13 protein-coding genes are annotated in these 17,538 nt (G+C 35.3%); 7 read left to right on the forward strand and 6 right to left on the reverse strand.

Features of this window, described 5'->3' with window-relative positions; translation table 11 throughout:
- Nucleotides 1–144: 144 nt before the first annotated feature.
- From ABWU38_RS01755 to ABWU38_RS01775, 5 genes are all read left to right on the forward strand, one after another.
- Nucleotides 145–1,119 (forward strand): hypothetical protein, encoded by a 975-nt coding sequence (locus ABWU38_RS01755; protein ID WP_264707162.1) that lies wholly within the window; start codon nucleotides 145–147, stop codon nucleotides 1,117–1,119.
- A 36-nt stretch (nucleotides 1,120–1,155) separates the two neighbouring features.
- The gene (locus tag ABWU38_RS01760; protein WP_353272373.1) at nucleotides 1,156–2,142 is read left to right on the forward strand and encodes a hypothetical protein; all 987 of its coding nucleotides are present in this window, start codon (nucleotides 1,156–1,158) and stop codon (nucleotides 2,140–2,142) included.
- A gap of 409 nt (nucleotides 2,143–2,551) precedes the next feature.
- Complete coding sequence (locus tag ABWU38_RS01765) at nucleotides 2,552–4,345, forward strand: reverse transcriptase/maturase family protein (RefSeq protein ID WP_253309139.1); 1,794 nt, start codon at nucleotides 2,552–2,554, stop codon at nucleotides 4,343–4,345.
- 100 nt (nucleotides 4,346–4,445) lie between these two features.
- On the forward strand, nucleotides 4,446–5,261 hold the full coding sequence (locus tag ABWU38_RS01770) for a hypothetical protein (RefSeq protein ID WP_353272374.1): 816 nt from the start codon (nucleotides 4,446–4,448) through the stop codon (nucleotides 5,259–5,261).
- A gap of 62 nt (nucleotides 5,262–5,323) precedes the next feature.
- Nucleotides 5,324–6,487: a porin gene (locus tag ABWU38_RS01775; RefSeq protein ID WP_253309116.1), complete on the forward strand. Its 1,164-nt coding sequence runs from the start codon at nucleotides 5,324–5,326 to the stop codon at nucleotides 6,485–6,487.
- A 236-nt stretch (nucleotides 6,488–6,723) separates the two neighbouring features.
- Here ABWU38_RS01775 and ABWU38_RS01780 read toward each other — a convergent pair whose 3' ends face one another.
- Complete coding sequence (locus tag ABWU38_RS01780) at nucleotides 6,724–7,758, reverse strand: aspartate-semialdehyde dehydrogenase (protein ID WP_253307369.1); 1,035 nt, start codon at nucleotides 7,756–7,758, stop codon at nucleotides 6,724–6,726.
- A 140-nt stretch (nucleotides 7,759–7,898) separates the two neighbouring features.
- Here ABWU38_RS01780 and ABWU38_RS01785 point away from each other — a divergent pair, with 140 nt between their 5' ends.
- Complete coding sequence (locus ABWU38_RS01785) at nucleotides 7,899–8,345, forward strand: hypothetical protein (RefSeq protein ID WP_253307368.1); 447 nt, start codon at nucleotides 7,899–7,901, stop codon at nucleotides 8,343–8,345.
- A gap of 8 nt (nucleotides 8,346–8,353) precedes the next feature.
- Here the strand turns inward: ABWU38_RS01785 and ABWU38_RS01790 are convergent, their stop codons facing one another.
- A complete protein-coding gene (locus ABWU38_RS01790; RefSeq protein WP_253307367.1) occupies nucleotides 8,354–9,631 on the reverse strand; it encodes an APC family permease in 1,278 nt (425 codons plus the stop codon).
- Between the two features lie 122 nt (nucleotides 9,632–9,753).
- Here ABWU38_RS01790 and ABWU38_RS01795 point away from each other — a divergent pair, with 122 nt between their 5' ends.
- Nucleotides 9,754–11,172, forward strand: a complete 1,419-nt coding sequence (locus tag ABWU38_RS01795) for a hypothetical protein (RefSeq protein WP_265017439.1) — start codon at nucleotides 9,754–9,756, stop codon at nucleotides 11,170–11,172.
- A gap of 1,136 nt (nucleotides 11,173–12,308) precedes the next feature.
- On the opposite strand, the gene ubiA is transcribed toward ABWU38_RS01795, so the two are convergent.
- The 4 genes from ubiA to nusA are packed head-to-tail and all read right to left on the reverse strand — an operon-like array spanning nucleotide 12,309 to nucleotide 17,492.
- Entirely contained in the window at nucleotides 12,309–13,166 is an 858-nt protein-coding gene (gene ubiA, locus ABWU38_RS01800) for a 4-hydroxybenzoate octaprenyltransferase (protein WP_253307364.1), read from the reverse strand.
- Nucleotides 13,167–13,169: 3 nt separating this feature from the next.
- Entirely contained in the window at nucleotides 13,170–13,586 is a 417-nt protein-coding gene (locus tag ABWU38_RS01805) for a ribosome-binding factor A (RefSeq protein WP_353272375.1), read from the reverse strand.
- A gap of 9 nt (nucleotides 13,587–13,595) precedes the next feature.
- Entirely contained in the window at nucleotides 13,596–15,920 is a 2,325-nt protein-coding gene (gene infB, locus ABWU38_RS01810) for a translation initiation factor IF-2 (protein ID WP_253307362.1), read from the reverse strand.
- A gap of 9 nt (nucleotides 15,921–15,929) precedes the next feature.
- Complete coding sequence (gene nusA / locus ABWU38_RS01815; protein ID WP_264731488.1) at nucleotides 15,930–17,492, reverse strand: transcription termination factor NusA; 1,563 nt, start codon at nucleotides 17,490–17,492, stop codon at nucleotides 15,930–15,932.
- Nucleotides 17,493–17,538: the final 46 nt, after the last annotated feature.

A 17,538-nucleotide genomic window follows, 5' to 3' on the forward strand; every position in this document is an offset into this window, starting at 1 on the left:
TCTTTTTTAGCTTTCACAAGGTAAAAGTCAATAGTTATAATTGCTTGAAGTATTATTGACGCTTAGTTATTCTAAGTTGATTAAATAATTAGCTCAAGCCAAAGTTTAAGGTAGTCAATAAAAATTTGTATTGGAACAGGCGGTATGAATAGAAACATTTTGCAAAGGAAAAGTCTAAAATCATCACCTTTGGAGAACAAGTTGCAACCTAATCCTGAAGAGTTGAGCGGTGTGTGTGACTCTGATTGGAGAGAGAGAAAAGATGAGAGTGAGAACAAGAATTTAGAACAGGAAAGTGATGTTTCTAATATGATTGGTTTTCATACATTGGGTGACACGTTTGGTAGTCTTAATAGTTTCTGTATTTCAACTGGTACACTTGATGAATTAGAGGCACAGGGACTTTCTTGGGATGGTTACCTTCCGAGCTATACTAATGAGAGTACTGACTCGGGCATAGTGCAAGAGACATCGACTGAAAATGTATCAAGTCCTATTTTCAGTGAAGAAAGTTTTTTTACTGATGAAAATGAAAGTGAACCATATGAAAGCCCTAATAATAGCATTTTTATGTATTTAAATAGTACTAAATTTGATGTAAGTAAAGATGGTATTTATACACACGATGATCCACAGCACAGTGAATCACTGATTTCAGGAAGTAGAACTCCAGGCAATTCGCCAAGAATTCCTCAAGCAATCTGTTTCAGCGCTAGAGATACAAGTAAAGGTGAAGAATTAATTTACAAAACTTCAAGCTATAATCCATCGCAGAAAAATTCTAAAGGAAAGAAGATCTTTTTGTGTCTTACAGTATTGTCATGTACTCTTTTTTTTGGATCACTAACTTCTTCATTTTTAGGAAAGCCTCTTATCTCTGATCAGAAAAGTAATCTCATGTTATTGGCAATTTTGGGTGCTGCTTTTGCCATTTTAGGTTCTATTGCCCTAGTTCTATATTGTTATACTCAACCTAAAGAAAACAAACCACTTGATGCATTAGATCAAGTTAGTATATATATACTAAAACCAACATGTTATCATCATAGGTTTGTGCAGCCATTTATCGAGGTACAGGATGTTTATGCGGTAAAAGGATACCAGCATATGAAGGTATAGTTTAGCAAAAATTAGAGATATTATGAGGAATTTAAAATGCGGACTTGGGAAGTATTAAGCTTATCGTTTTTGATGTTAAGTAGTAGTTTTGTACATGCTAGTGGAGCATTAGTATCTTCATGCGATAAAATACCTTCAGGTTATAGAGGCAAGGTTTTTAAAATTAAGACTGATTACCTAGCTGAAACGAGTAATAAAGAAAGACCATGGGAATGCATATCATTTAAAGAGGAACCACAAAAATACGCCTATACAATTTTAAAGTATATATATGATGGGAATATAGACTGCGATTTTGATTTACATTGCAATAAGGTTGCTAATTGGTATCATGCGCCATGGATGCACTACGGGATAAATGGTAGAGAATTTGTTAATGGTTTAACAAGAGAACGATCCTTTAAGCCTGGTGAATTGCATAATGATCAAAAATCCATGCTACAAAATTGGGCAATTTCTATTGTTAATGAGCAAGGTAGCTATACATATGGGCAAGTCTGGAAAGATATAAACAATCCTGATATTACCAAAGGGGAATTCTTAGATGGTACAGTAAATGCAAAATTAGTATTTACAGAAGCAACGGAGGATGATATACCAACTCTTAAAAACAGCATTACTTGGACTGGTTACGTAAATCAGTCTGAGAAAGGGACTCCAAAGGTATTTAAGCAGCTGAGATTATTCCAAATTGATTTTTTAGTCAAAGATAAGAGATCAGAAGAAACAGGGTGGGTTGCAGGTACATTTATTTATGATTGTACTATAAATAATAAGAATCCGTGGTTTAATATGAAGTTAGTGGGTGTTGCTTGGGGTAATGACCCTAATTATTTTAGGGCAGATTACATAATTGGAAAGAGGTTGTTGGAATGTTGGATAAATCCCGATGTAATGAAAGGGTGCGCCGTGGTACGCATTAAGAAATACTTAGCAGAGCTAAGCGGGGTTCAGAATAAATGGCCTCGAGGTGAACAACTAACTTTAACCCGAAAGGGAAGGAGGACAAGAGCATGTATGTAAAGCGAGAGTTATCTGAAGATGTGTAAGATAACGGCTTGCAACACCTGATCAATATGGTTAAAGCTAAACTGCTTGAATTCTAATCTTCAGGGGTGGGACTTCACATCCATGGGTATCGCATTTAAAACCCCATGTCTACGGTAAGCACAGATTAAACTTTCGTTTGTGTGACATTCTGGCTGTAGAACGATAAGTAGTGAACTTATTTAAGAGGATGAATGGAAAACCTAAGTTGATCTAGAACAGTTCTTAGTGACGGAACATGGGATGACCTAAGGAACGCGAGTTCTATGGTTACGGAGTCATCGTAGTAGTCGTGAAAGTAACGAATCACCGGGGAGCGTGGGAAAGCCACATACAGGGCAAAGGGTGACAGATAATTGAATGTTGAAATTGGGAGGTACGCAAGATGCGGAAAGCTGAAACAATACTTAACATTATACGTGAACGTGGACAAAGAAATTTGCCGGTTAAAAACGTATATCGCCTACTTTATCAGCGTGATCTTTACCTTCGAGCGTATGGCAAACTTTGTCGTAATAAAGGTGCTATGACAGAAGGTGTGACAACTGAAACAGTTGATGGTATGTCTTTGGAGAAAATCGATAAAATCATAGAGGATTTACGCTATGAGCGATATCGGTGGACACCAGTAAAACGTATCTATATTTTAAAGAAGAGTGGTAAACGCAGGCCGTTAGGATTGCCAACATGGTCAAATAAGTTACTTCAAGAAGTAATCCGATTAATATTGGAAGCCTACTATGAGCCTAAATTTAGTGAATGTTCACATGGATTTCGACCAAAGCGTGGATGCCACACTGCATTAAGAGCAGTAATGCAAAAAGGCAGAGGTACAAAATGGTTTATAGAGGGAGATCTCAGTGCATGTTATGACTCAATTGATCATACTATGTTGTTGAAAATACTGAGTGAAAGCTTCCAAGATAACCGTTTTATTCAGCTAATCAATCGACTGCTAAAAGCAGGATATATGGAAAATTGGAAGTACAATAAGAGTCATAGTGGGGTACCACAAGGTTCTATTATTGGTCCAATTTTGAGTAACATATTACTCGATCGGTTAGATAAACATGTGGAACATATACTAATACCAGCAAATAACCGAGGTAAGCGAAGAAAGACAAATCCAAAATATTTAAGGTTAACCATGCAAGTATCGATGATGAGAAAACAAGGGAACTGGGATCAAGCAAAACAACTGCGTCAATTAGTGCAGGGTATGCCATCTAAGGATTCTTGTGATCTAAATTATCGACGTCTTTGGTATGTTAGGTATGCTGATGATATTCTGGTAGGGTTTGCAGGACCAAAAAATGAAGCTGAACAAATTAAAAATGAGATTGCTAAATTCCTCAATGAGGAGCTCAAACTTATGCTTAATGAAGATAAAACGCTTATTACACACGCGTGTGATAGCAAAGCCAATTTTTTAGGTTATAAAATACACGTCTTGCATGCAGATGATAAACATGATCATCGGACACAACGATGTATTAACGGTAGTATTGGGTTACGTGTACCACATCATATAAAGCAGAAAAAGTGTTCTGAATATATGCGTTGTGGAAAGCCTATACATTTACCTCAACGTACACTTGATACAGCTTACAGTATTGTTGCTCAGTATCAAACTGAATATCGAGGAATTGTACAATATTACAAAATGGCCTACAACCTTCACACACTAAGTTATTTGAAGTATGTGATGGAAGTATCATTAGTAAAGACTTTAGCATCTAAATACAAAACAACTTGCAGGAAAATTTATAGAAAATTTGGTGCAATGATTGAAAACGACGAAGGTGAAAAACGAAAAGTCATCCAAGTCAGAGTAGATCGTTTACCATCAAAGATACCATTAATTACACACTTTGGTGCTGTGTCACTAAAATGGAATAAATGGGTAAGTATAAGTGATAACCTTATACCAATATGGAATAAGCGTAGTGAAATAGAGCAAAGACTATTGGCACAAACTTGTGAATTATGTAAATCACAAGAGCAGATTGAAGTACATCACGTACGTAAACTTGCTGATTTGCTAGGTAAACGTAATACTGAGCTACCGAAATGGAAAAAGAGAATGATTGAACGACAGAGGAAGACTCTTGTTGTTTGTCATGAATGCCATAAGAAAATCCAATATGGAAAATATGATGGTGACTCCTTAAAACGTTAGATTATTGGAGAGCCACGTGATACGGAAACGATCATGCGTGGTTCGGAGAGGGGTTGTTGGAAAAGTACTTAACAAGTAACTCGCTGGCTGCCCACTCTACATGGATGATTTCATAACTGCAAGAAGGAAAGATGATGCTGTAGTATCTGTTTGTCAGGATAATAAGAAAAAAAACGTATTAATTTTAGGGCTCAATCAAGCCGCAAGGAATTTGTTAAAATACGAGGAAGGGAATTTACTTAATAAGCCGTTAATCAATATTTTAAGTGCAAGAGCAGCTGACGACATGAAGAATTATTTAGAGTATACCGAAAATGGACACGATTTACTTGATGTATTACCTAAAGTGATAGGTTTTTCCTTAACTGATGCTAAAGGAGAAGATATAAAGACAAAAGTAAAAGTTTTCCGCACTGCACAATTTGCTAGTAATAAAATAAATTATGAGCTATTGATACGTGATATCAGCTTGTCTCATAAATTAGGAATCTTTAGAGATGAATATCTAATGGGTAAAAAATATAAAAACCATGACTTATTCGATATACCAAACAATGAGTCTACTATTCTAGAGTTATACGTTATATTAAATTTTGCCTTTCAACATCAAATTAATGCAGCTATAGGAGTGATTGGCTTAAATAGTAGCTGTATTGAGACAAATGATGCACTGAAAGTTATCATAGAACATTTTTGTAAAAATTGCCGTAGTGATGATTTTCTAGGGTATATTGATGAGAATAAAGTGCTTTTTGTTTTGATTAACTGCGATGTAAAAAGTACGTCTAAAATAATTAATCGTATACATTCTGCCATTAATAAGCAGTTATTAAAGCGAAAATTACCAAGTGTATCAATAATTTATGGGAATATAGCTCAAAAACGGGCAGCAAAATCTACCAGCGGCGCCTTCTGAAAAGTTGTTTTTTATTTATATTGAGTTTAAACTTAAATTTTTATAAAAATTTAAGTTTATTTATGAAGTTAAGGTACTACCTGGTAGCACTGCTTTCATCATTATTTTTGCAGAGTAGTGCTAGCTCTAGAACAATTTTGGATAAGGAAATATTTTATGTAGAACTAGACGGAAAAATAGATTTGAGATTCGGCTACGCCTTCAACAGAGGTTCTTTCAATGCTAAGGCTAAGGATAAAACTTCAAGTTATTCATACTTGCGCTTTCTTTATTTACAGCAAGTTTATCCAAATACTCAAATGGGGTTTAATGTTAAGGCAGGAGTTTCTGGTATTGCAAACCTAAAAGCGTTAGACATAGAAAAGTTAGACATGGAGGAATGGTATTTCATCATTAAAAATCAGGTGCTTGGATCAATTGAATATGGTAAAAGAAGTTTAGTTAGTCAGGGCATGTTAATTAACACTTCAAAAATTTATACAGCTGCTGGAGGAGTAAATGGTCATTGGACAAACTATGCAAATTTGCGTGGTAACGAAAACAGAGATAATGGCCCTGGATATGATAAAGACAAGGTATTTTGGGTAAAACCCAACATTTACAGTAATTATAATGGACTCGAACTAGGGTTAAAACAATCATCAATTAACTACATCTCCCCTGAAATCTATAACTTTCAACTCGGGTTCAGTTATGTCCCAGGAAAAAATAACTTACAGTACAGCAATTTAATTGCTGCTGGCCTTTCCTATAAAAATGGCCTATCAGATGATATAAATTTTACTACTGCCTTAACTGGTGAATTTGCAAGAGAAAATTTAACTGATTGCTCAGATGGAACTTCTAAAAATTATGAATGTCGTAATCAATTACTGCACTGGAATTTTGGTTTGAAGCTAAAATTGTTCGATCTTGATTGCATTTTTTCGTATGGTAATGGCGGTAAATCTGGTGAGAAGCGTAATCCTGAAATAAATAATACGTATTATATGAATGCAGGTATTGCTTACCATTCTGATTCTCGCAAATTGAGCTTAACATATTTCAATAGTGGTAGGGATATTGCAGCAAACGAGTTAACATCATATGCTTTAAGCCTTGAATATCCATTTTTTATGGGCACTTCATACTATTTCGATATTGTAAAATTTAGTACCAAAGAGCCTGAAGTAGAAAATAGCAACTCTGGTTATGTGCTCTTGACTGGACTGAAATTAAGTTTTTAATGAGGTTACATTGCCTCCTGTCATCCCAGCACTCTTTTCTGTCATCCAAGTAGCGGATAACATAGAAACGAAAAACTTACTTGACACGTTTTGCCAGCCCCCTTATCATGATAAGGGGGCTGGCAAAACGTGTCAAGTAAGTTTTCGTAGCTCTCATGGTTTAAAAAGCTGGATTCCAGCTTCACGCGCTGCCATGTGGTATACAAATTTCCTTCGAATTACAACGTACGTGCACTCTATATGCACTTGATTGACAAATGCTCTCTTATCAAAATCTCAAGAATCTGCACTATATTTAGTGCTGCACCTTTGCGCAGGTTATCAGCCACTATCCACATATTTAATCCGTGCTCAACAGTATTGTCTCGTCTAATACGCGATACATATACAGCATTCTCCTGTACAACATCAATTTGAGTTATGTATTCACTGTCTTCACGCCTGTTGTATACTAAAACTCCACTATCTTCGGCTTCACTTAGCACTTCACGAGCTTGTTCTTCAGTGATATGTTGACCAAATTCCACATTTACTGCCATAGCGTGGCCGATAAAGACGGGTACCCTTACACAAGTTGCAGTAACTTTTATATCTTCCTCTAAAATTTTTTTTGTCTCCTCTTGCATTTTCCATTCCTCTTCTGTAGAACCATTCTCCATGAATTTCCCTACATGGGGAATGCAATTAAACGCTATTTGCTTGGGGAATATCTCGGGCTTTTTAGTCTCATTCATGAAGATTTTTTTTGTCTGGTCATAGAGCTCATCCATTGCTGCTTTGCCTGCGCCAGAAGTTGATTGATAAGTTGAAGCAACGATTCTCTTTATTTTTGCTTTCTGGTGTAATAGATGTAGTACTAGCAGCATCTGTATTGTAGTACAGTTTGGGTTGGATATTATGTTATGGTTTTTATATTCCATAATTTTTTCTTTATTAATCTCCGGAATAATGAGTGGCACACCCTCTTTCATTCTAAAATGGGAAGTGTTATCTATTACGATGCACCCAGCCTCAATTGCAGTCGGTACGTGTTTCTCAGAAACATGAGATCCGGCACAGAAAATGGCTATATTAACTCCAACGAAGTCATAATTCTCAAGGCACAAGACAGTTAATTCTTCATTACCGAAACTCACCTTCTTCCCTTCTGATTTTTTCGACGCAAGTGCAATAACAGAATCTATTGCCTCATCTTGAAACTCAGCAAGCGTGCTTAATACCTCACGCCCTACTCTTCCGGTTGCTCCAATAACAGCAATTTTGTATCCCATATAGATGAACCTCTAACTTTAAAGTTCTATTATATTTTTACTGACAAAATTTACAATTGTTTTAATATTTTTACCTTGCAATTAATTGTAATTTAGCTATTATTATGCAATATTAGTAATATTACATAATAAAGTGAAAGATGAATAAAGAATACAATGAAACTAAGGTTAAACCTGCAATGTCTACACCTCAAGAGCCTGAAAGAACCAATGGATTAAAGGCTCAAAATGTTCTTTCGAAAAAAAGAAAGCCTGCAATAAATTTTGATGATAAAAAGTATGGTGTAAAAAACCTTAAAATAGACCAACAGTTCCTAAATAAAAGACAAGAATCTTCAAAGCTAAGAGATTTCTTAAGATCAATACCAATAATAGGGAGATTTTTAGCAAGGATTTTCACACCTGAAAAAATAGAGATCATCAGTAACCCTATATATGACAACATGGAAGCATATGAAAAATCGCAAGCAGGTCACTCCAGTAAGATAAAAGATGAGACTAGTGTAGATGATGAACACGCAAAAGAAGTAGATAGTAAACTTGAGAAGGGTAATGTTGAACAAGTGGACAATAAGAAAAGTCGTTAAACTCTATTTTATTGTGCAGGAGCTCTGCAGTACCAAAATAAATAAATGGGTATGCCACTTGCGGTGAATAAGCTTGCGATCAGCAAGGTATTCACAGAAGTTTCAAATATTACCCAGCAGCAAAAGGTTGTTGCTATACTGCCAATTAAAAATTTGTAATAGTTTTTCTCCTTTATAATAACCTTGAGAAAAGCAAGACTGCATGCAAGGTAAACAAATAAAAATGAAACTACAGAAAAGTCGATAATTGATGTGATCTGTTTAGCAAAATTGTTGCTTGAAGTGAGAATTAGTAGAACTGAAGTGCCAACGGAGCTGATTGTTATGCCCCAGAAAGGAGAACCGTGCTTGTTTCTTTTAGCAAAGAACTGTGGCATCAGTTTATCTTCTGCAAGGCCAAGGGCCACTTGTCCACTAGCTAGTACCCAAGCATTTAAACTGCCAACACAAACAATAAAAGCAACAATAGAAATGATCAAATGCCAATTACCAGGAAACATAATTTTTATTGCGTCAACATACGGCGCTTTTGAATTAACTAGATCATTGCCGTTTATCAATCCCATGATTGCAAGGCTATTAATGAAATATATAACTGCAACAGAGATTGTGCCAAGTACTATGGCTCTTGGTATAGTCTTTGCTGGATCATTGACTGATCCTGCAGGTGCTGTTGCTGATTCAAGTCCAATAAAACACCATAGAGTGAGTAGTGTAGAGCGAGCAAGGACTTGAGACATCGTGAGGGTTGATATTTCCTCACTTATGATAAAATTATTCCTATCAAAGAAAAACAACGCTGTTACTGGTATAGCAAGCAGTGCGGTAATTTTGACAGTCATCAATAAAAGCTCAACACATCCAGCAGCAGTGACACCTCTTAAATTTATTAGTGTAATGATCGTAAATAATAGTATTTCTAAAAATAAGCGTATATTTTGAATATCTCCATGAAAAAGCGAAGTAAGATAGCCAATACTTGCAACGATTACTGCTGTCGTGCTAACCCATGAAATTACCCAATATGTCCAACCAACAAAGAAAGCTGCAGCAGGGCCAAAAGCATGCTTTACATAAACGTGAGGACCACCCGTTTCTGGAAATTTTGCACAGAGTAAGGCAAAAACCAAAGCAAGAGATATAGCACCAAGCCCTGATATCACCCAGCTTACAAGGCTGTACATGCCATATGGAGCAAGGCTAATTGGAAGCATAAAAATTCCAGAGCCAATTTGGCTACTAATCACTAAGGCAAAAATAGCCCAAAAACCTATTTTATTTGACACAATAATTTTTATCTAAATAGACTAACGATATAACTGAAGCTCAGAAATTTCAATCGATCTTTATAAAAACTTGCATTTTTTAAATTTATGCATATAATGAAATAGATTATTAGGAGAAGGCTATGAATCCGAGGTTAAAAACATTTTTGGTTGTTTGTGGGTATGTTTTATTAATTGGTGCTGCTATTGGAACATTATTTTATCATGATTCTCTGCTTAAGATCTTTATTAATGCGCTTTATGCATTCCTTCTTGCCAAAACTTCAAGTGAGGTATTAGCTGCTTTTGGAACACTTGCAATTTCTCTTGCTGCCTGTGTTGCATGCTATGGCATACATAAGCTCTGTTCTATCTTTACAGAAAAAATTACAAGCAACTATCAGTCTTTCAAAAATAAAAACAGTGATGATAGTATTTTTTCTGAAGTATATAACGACCCAACAATAGGGTTGAAAGATAAGATTCTATTTTTCTCTATATATTTAATATATTACATTCAATTACCATTTTTGTACTGTGCATCGAAAATATCTGCCCTTAATGGGTGGCTGCTACTGAGTACTAGAAGAGAAATACCAAGTAATCACATATTTCTTGTGCTTATAAATGCTGTATTATTAATTCCAGTAGCACTTCTTGAATTGATAAAGTATCCATTAGTGAGGCTTTTCTCACCTTTGGGTTTGAATGTAAAGCAGCTAAGCTTTTTGTTTAATGTAAGTGATGTGGGCACTGGCAGTCAAAGTGTTCACACGAGTAGTTTTGAACATAGTATTTTCCAATGCGCTCAAGAGTTAAAACAGAAATTTGGAGCTCAACCAAATGTACTCAATAAAGAGTTTGAAGACTACATAAATAATTCAGATGAGCTTACAACTGAGCAAAAAGAGCAATTAAAACTTTATCTTAACTTTAATGGTTCCAATGGAGCAGCTTATAGAGAATCAAAAACTAGCCTTACTCTCACGCAAGCTGCAAATTTAGTTTTGACTGCAGCTAAGGATCAAAAGTCAGATATAGATTTTCTAAAGTGCATGTTACTGATACGTTTCAAAGAGGGAAATGGTAAGTGCAATCTAGGAATGTTCAATCGTATTATTTATTCACTCAGTTGTCTTGAAGCTAAAAATAACTTTACAGTTGAGGTAAACGCTCAAGTGTATGAGAGAATGCCAAGCATTACAGAAAAATTCCTGAGAAGCTGTAACAATAAAAAAATTACAGTTTTAAAGGACAATTTTGATAATTTTTATTCTGATGGTGATATGGATCCTCAAATAAAAAGCAACATCAGTAAACTGATAGAAGAAGCAAAACAATCTGTCTTTAATGAATTATATGTGGATTATTACAATAGGTATGGGCAAGATGTTGGAAGAGGCCCTATAAAGCATAAATTAAAAGAGTTAATTACAAGCGATGATGTAAAAGAAGCAATAAGCGCTGTTATAGATGGTATAGAAATTCCTCCAGTACCACCTACTTATCTTGAAAGAGTAAAAGCATTTTTTGGAGGTCATGCAAGGTCTTCTGCTGCTTAGTAGTGCTATAGCAGAAAACTTTTTTATTTTAACTAAAAAAATTACTTCTGCATATTCAAAGCCTTATTATAATGACAATTAGAGATATTTAGAGAGCTCAAAATCTATCTCCGTCTGCAGACTTTTCATCTGAATTTCAGTTAAAAATGTGGCGTATCTTCTTCAGCGTGTATACATATACTTAATCTCTGCCCAATGTACGTTGCATTTTTTCTGAATCTTGTTCATATGGGGGATTCTATGTCTAAAATTCCAGACACTTGACTTTAGCTAAAAACCATCTGGCGCCTATGGTTTTTTATAGTTTTGTCTTCCCTTTTCTGAATGGTTTGCAAGCTGCTGTAGCTAACCAAGAAAGGTTTCCCTACGTCATACCGCCGCGGTATCTCTTAACCGCTAACAAGCAGTGGGATGACGAAGTTATCGTCATCCCACCGCGAACCTTCACATCGCCGCAGACCGTCATACCGCCGCGGTATCTCTAGATCCCGCTAACAAGCAGCGGGATGACGAAGTTATCGTCATCCCACCGCGAACCGTCATATCGCCGCAGACCGTCATACCGCGATTCATTCGCGGTATCTCTTAGCATAGATCCCGCTAACACGTAGCGGGATGACGATTCTTCAAATTGTCAAGGTGTCATCCGAGTAGCTTGACTACTTGGATCCAGAAAACTTAACTTTAAATAAGTGGCTGCATAATAAAGACTAGATTCCAGCGTCACACGCTGGAATGACACCATTTTCGGTCTCTTAAATTGCTTTAGCTACAAACATTAAGAAATCTACCAAACGAAAAAAAGGCAAAAGAAGCCCCGTGGTGCGAGTTTTGACTCTATATTACTGTAAGTGGCGCTGTAATAATGTGCTAACGCTTAAAATAAGCGCGATTTGGCTGAATGTAGAAAAAATTTAAAAGACATGCAGCCGCTATAATTTTATGTAATCCGCCAAAAAATACCCTAAGTTTTTTACTGAATTTTGTTATTGAGCCTGCAGGTCAAAAACAAGTTTTGAGTCATGAATACCCTTGTTATCATAATAAGGGGGCTGGCGGAGTTTGTCAAGGAAGTTTTTTCGTTTCTGCGAGCTACCTGAGTTTATTGACTTCATTAGAGCTAAAACTCTTGAGACCTAGGTGATAATTCTATCTAAAAGGATGCCAAAAAAGAGAAGCAACCCTACGTAGGAATTATTTTTAAATATGGACATGCATTGACTGGGATCGTCAGGATTAAAATTTTTGTATTGGCGGTGAAATATGAACCCTACAGCAAGTAGAGCAATATAAAAGATGTTATTTAATGATGATAAGATACCAGCATATAGCCACGTCATAAGAGATATTAAATAAAATCTTTTCAACCAAGATTTTGTTGTATCACCAAAATATAATGCGGTAGATTTCATTCCGAGTTTTTCATCATCTTTTTTATCTTGATGAGCGTATATGGTGTCATAGCTAAGTGTCCAAAAGACGCATCCTATATAAAACAGCAAGGATTCTATACTGATCTGGTTTATTATTGCTGCTGAGCCCATGAGCGATCCCATATTGAAGGTAAACCCTAAGAACAATTGTGGCCACCAAACATACCGCTTTAATAAAGGGTAAGTAGCTATCATACACATTGAGATTATTCCAAGTATGAGTGTGGTTTTATTAGTTAACAATAAAATTACCAAGGCGATAGATAGTAGCAGTGAGAGTAAAACCAAAGCCTGCTTTATGTTTAATGCACCACTTGCAAGTGGCCTATATTTTGTTCGTTCAACGTGCGCATCTATTTCCCTATCGAAAATGTCATTGATTATGCACCCTGCAGGTCTCATTAAAAATGCACCTATAGTAAATAAAACAAGGAGAAAAAGAGCCTGATACGATAGAGAAGTTGAGGCTAAAAGAATACCGCTCAAACTGGGAAATAGCACAAGCCACAAACCTGTTAAACTGTGCAGTCTCATTAATGAAAAGTAACGGTTGAAATACATTAATTAAGTGTGATTATGTAATATTTTGCTTACATTAACAAAATTATCGAACGCTAAATCAGGCTTGAAAACTAACTCAGGTATAAATCGCAAATCAACATAACACAATATAGATTTACGTATTGACCATGCAGATTGGTTCATTTCATTAACAACAGTGTTAATATCACAATTATCCTCAGAAGGATCTCCAGTGCGTGATGCTGAAATCCATGTACTTTTTTCTAAATCTGAGTAGTCAGCTACTTGGATATTCAATGAAGATAACACAATATATACATCTGCTTTTTTCAAATCTTTACTTAATTTTACGTCAGATACCGCTACATTTTTATTGAACACCTTACCTTCCATTAGGACTCTTGATATTGCTCTATGCAATACCGATGCTATTTTTAGGTTTCTAATTTCCTTTTTCATATCCATCTACTATAACACCCTTTCTTCTTGCACTAATTGATAAGCTTCCAAAATATCTCCAACTTTAATATCGATATTACCCTCTAGTGATACTCCGCATTCAAAGTTTACACCTACTTCTTTAACATCATCTTTAAATCTACGTAGTGCTTTTAACTTTCCTTCATGCACCAATTTGCCACCACGCACTACCTTAATTAAAGAATCTTTTCTTATGACTCCATCACTTACGTAACATCCAATGATATTACCAGCTTTAGATACGTTAAATATTTGCCTCACAGATGCAGAACCAACACGAACCTCTCGTGTAACAGGCTTTAACATTTTAGTTAAATACATTCTCATGTCGTCAATGAGCTCGTATATTATGTTATAAATATGTATTTCTACACCTTTTTGTTTTGCCAAGTCCCTTATTTTTGAGTCCACTTTTACATTAAAAGCTAAAATTACTGCACTTGATGCTTCTGCAAGCAGCACATCTGAATCTGTTATCCCTCCTACTGCTTTGTGTAGGATATTTAATTTCACTTGGTCTTTACCGAGTTTATCAATTGAACTTGATATCGCTTCAATAGAACCAGTTACATCGCACTTTAAAACTACAGATAGTTCTTCTGTTTCACTGTTATTACGACTGAATATATCTAAATTATTGTCGTCTAAATCTTCTTTCTTTTTCTTGATCAACTCTAGCCTGTATTCAACAATTTCACGCGCCTGCTTTTCAGAATTTACAACAACAAATTTATCTCCAGCATTTGGCACACCATTTAGACCAGTAATTTCAATTGGAGCGGAGGGTAGTGCTGCTTTTTCTCTTTGACCAAGGTGATTAACCATACTACGTACTTTGCTGTATGTTGTACCAACTACCAATATATCACCAACCTTTAACGTTCCTTCCTCAACTATCAATGTAGCTGATATTCCTTTCGCTTTATCTATTTTGGATTCTATTACCCATCCAAGTGCTCGACAATCTTCTATTGCTTCTAGCTTCATTAATTCAGCGATTAACAAAATCGCCTCTTCTAGTTTATCTAAATTAGTTTTCTTTTTTGCTGATACTGGCACAATCATAATATCACCACCAAGCTCTTCAGAGATGAGATCATATTGAGGCAAACTATTAATTATTTTTTCTACATCACCAGGTTCAGATTTATCAATTTTATTAATAGCAACTATAATAGAAACATTTGCTGCTTTTGCATGATTTATTGCTTCAACTGTTTGTTTCATGATTCCATCGTCAGCTGCAACTACTATTACAACTATATTAGTAATATTGGCACCACGTGCACGCATCGCAGTGAACGCTTCATGTCCTGGTGTATCAATAAAAGTAATTTTTTGCTTATCTTTTGTCGTTATTTGATAAGCACCTATGTGTTGAGTTATGCCACCTGACTCTCTTTCTGCAACATTAGATTCACGAAATGCATCGAGCAATGAGGTTTTACCATGATCAACGTGTCCCATAAAAGTGACGACTGGTGGTTTAGGTTCTTTAGACAAGCTTTCCCTGTCTTCTATGAAAAATAAATCCTTTTCTCTGTTGGTATCGCTCACTCGTTTAGCCGTATGATTGAATTTTTCCACTATTTCATATGCTATATCTGGATCCACCAGATCATCTACTCTATAACTCTCACCGACTTCTTCTTTGAACATTTTTAGCACACTCTTGCTATCTTCTGCCATACGAACAGATAACTCCCTGATAGTTATTTTGTCTGGTATAATAACTTCTCTTGATATATTTTTACCCTTAGTAAACTTTGACTTTCTACTTCTTATACCAAATCTTTGCTTAAATACAGGGGGTTGTTCAGTTTTTTCATCTATTGCCTGTGCAATTACCAGTTTAGAATGCTTAGAATATATATCTTTGTTGACTTTAGAAGACTTTTTATCGTCGCTCTCATAGTCAATATTATCTTCTCTTAGTTCAACTAAGTGAGTATTACTTAAAACTTTCTTATTTATTTCTTTAGATAAAGTGTCCGCTTCATTTTTCTCGTCAATCTCTTTATTGCTGTCTTCTTTTGCTGTTTTCTCTTTTTCTTCTCTCTGATTTCTTTCTTTCAGCAAAGCAGCATTCTGCACAGCATTAATGCGGAAAATTTGTTCTTTCTCTGTTAAAGAACCTAATTTACTCTCGTCAAATAAATTATGTTCTTCTGCATCATGAGATTTTTTTCTTCTTTTTTTTACTATTGTAGCTCCAGTACTTGGGCTAGCTGAAGAGTTTAAATTGAGGTCTAATTTAAGCTTGCTTAAGCCTTGGAGCGTTAATTTTTTATTACTGATATCTTCATTATTCATATTATTTTATTATATTAACCCAAGCTTTTTACGTGCTTCTATGATTATTGAGTCTACTGTATCTTTTAGATTTTCTTTACTATCAGCTGAGGAAGAGAGTATGCTGCAAAACTCATAACTTGATAAATCTGCTATGTCCTCTAAAGTCTTAATATCATGTTTACTAAGAGCAATTTTATTGTCTATTGATAAAGTTAAATTGATTACATCATCTTCCATACCTAGACTTTTTAGCTCTTCTATTTTTCTATCATTTTCTGCTTTCAGGTGCTTGTTTGCTCTGTTATGAAGTTCGTTTGCAATATCCTCATTAAAGCCCTCTATTGAAGAAAGCTCTTTAATTGAAGCGTTGGATATATCTTCTACGCTTGAAAAACCTTCTGTTACCAATAGCTGACCCATAATCTCTTCTAAGTTTAAAGCTTCAGCAAATAAAGCTGAACATTGACTAAGTTCTTTACTTCGCCTTTCTGATTCTTGCTGAGTGCTTAATATCTCAATTTTCCATCCAACAAGCTCTGAAGCTAATCTTACATTCTGGCCCTTTTTTCCTATAGCTAAACTCAATTGATCTTCAGCAACTATTAACTCTATGCAATTTTCATTTTCATCAATAATAACCTTCGATACTTCTGCAGGAGTAATGGCTTTAATAACAAATTGACCCAAATCTGAGGAGTAATTTATAACGTCAATTTTTTCACCATTTAATTCGTGTATAATAGTTTTTATTCTATCTCCCTTAACTCCAACACAAGCACCTACTGGATCAATGTTCTTGTCAGGAGAGAAAACAGCAACCTTAGACCTTGAGCCGGCGTCTCTAGCTATACCTTTAATTGTTACTAACCCGTCAGCAATTTCTGGTATTTCTTGATTTAATAATGCCTCTAAAAAGCCTTCATGAGTCCTAGAAAGAATAATTTGACGTCCATCATCAGAGCGCTTAACGGTCTGTATGTAAGTTTTAACCTTATCGCCTTCACGAAATGATTCACCACCGGTCAAATTTCGCAATGGAAGATATGCCCTAGTGCCATTTATGTCTATAATAAGATCTGAATATTCTACTTGTTTAACAATACCATACCTTATTTCTCCCACCTTATCTTTAAATTCCTCATATTGCTTTTTTGACTCTTCATCTTTAATTATTTGAGCAATCTTTTGCTGGGCAATCCTTGCTGAAGCAAGATCAGTGTTAAGAGAGAGCAATTCACTAACAGTATCTCCAACTTTTGCATCTCCTTTTATTAATTTAGCTTGTGTCAGCGTAATTGATTCATACTCAGTGTTCTCTTCTTCATTTGATTCGTCATCAATAACTTTTAGTTTTCTGTATGAAGTAACTTTGCCTGTATTTCTATCTATATTAACTACAATTTTACTTTTGCTACCATACTTTTGATAAGCCACTGCTTCTATAGCACTTTCTAGTGCCTTTATTACAACATTAAAATCTAAACCTTTTTGAAGTGAAAGTTCTCCTGCTGTTTTTATTACATCAAGGCTTCCAACTATGTTATTCTTGTTACTTTTCTGCTTAACACTGCTTTTACGATTAGCAATCATAATAAATAAATCCAATGTAATTAGTTATAATTATAGCTTCAACGGG

The organism is Wolbachia endosymbiont (group A) of Urophora cardui, assembly GCF_964028435.1.
GTDB lineage: Bacteria > Pseudomonadota > Alphaproteobacteria > Rickettsiales > Anaplasmataceae > Wolbachia.

Bases quoted from the DNA above. Each gene is read 5' to 3' on its own strand.
- ABWU38_RS01755 (WP_264707162.1), top strand. From the start codon at position 145: ATGAATAGAAACATTTTGCAAAGGAAAAGTCTAAAATCATCACCTTTG.
- ABWU38_RS01760 (WP_353272373.1), top strand. From the start codon at position 1,156: ATGCGGACTTGGGAAGTATTAAGCTTATCGTTTTTGATGTTAAGTAGT.
- ABWU38_RS01765 (WP_253309139.1), top strand. From the start codon at position 2,552: ATGCGGAAAGCTGAAACAATACTTAACATTATACGTGAACGTGGACAA.
- ABWU38_RS01770 (WP_353272374.1), top strand. From the start codon at position 4,446: ATGGATGATTTCATAACTGCAAGAAGGAAAGATGATGCTGTAGTATCT.
- ABWU38_RS01775 (WP_253309116.1), top strand. From the start codon at position 5,324: ATGAAGTTAAGGTACTACCTGGTAGCACTGCTTTCATCATTATTTTTG.
- ABWU38_RS01780 (WP_253307369.1), bottom strand. From the start codon at position 7,758: ATGGGATACAAAATTGCTGTTATTGGAGCAACCGGAAGAGTAGGGCGT.
- ABWU38_RS01785 (WP_253307368.1), top strand. From the start codon at position 7,899: ATGAATAAAGAATACAATGAAACTAAGGTTAAACCTGCAATGTCTACA.
- ABWU38_RS01795 (WP_265017439.1), top strand. From the start codon at position 9,754: ATGAATCCGAGGTTAAAAACATTTTTGGTTGTTTGTGGGTATGTTTTA.
- ubiA (WP_253307364.1), bottom strand. From the start codon at position 13,166: ATGTATTTCAACCGTTACTTTTCATTAATGAGACTGCACAGTTTAACA.
- ABWU38_RS01805 (WP_353272375.1), bottom strand. From the start codon at position 13,586: ATGAAAAAGGAAATTAGAAACCTAAAAATAGCATCGGTATTGCATAGA.
- infB (WP_253307362.1), bottom strand. From the start codon at position 15,920: ATGAATAATGAAGATATCAGTAATAAAAAATTAACGCTCCAAGGCTTA.
- nusA (WP_264731488.1), bottom strand. From the start codon at position 17,492: ATGATTGCTAATCGTAAAAGCAGTGTTAAGCAGAAAAGTAACAAGAAT.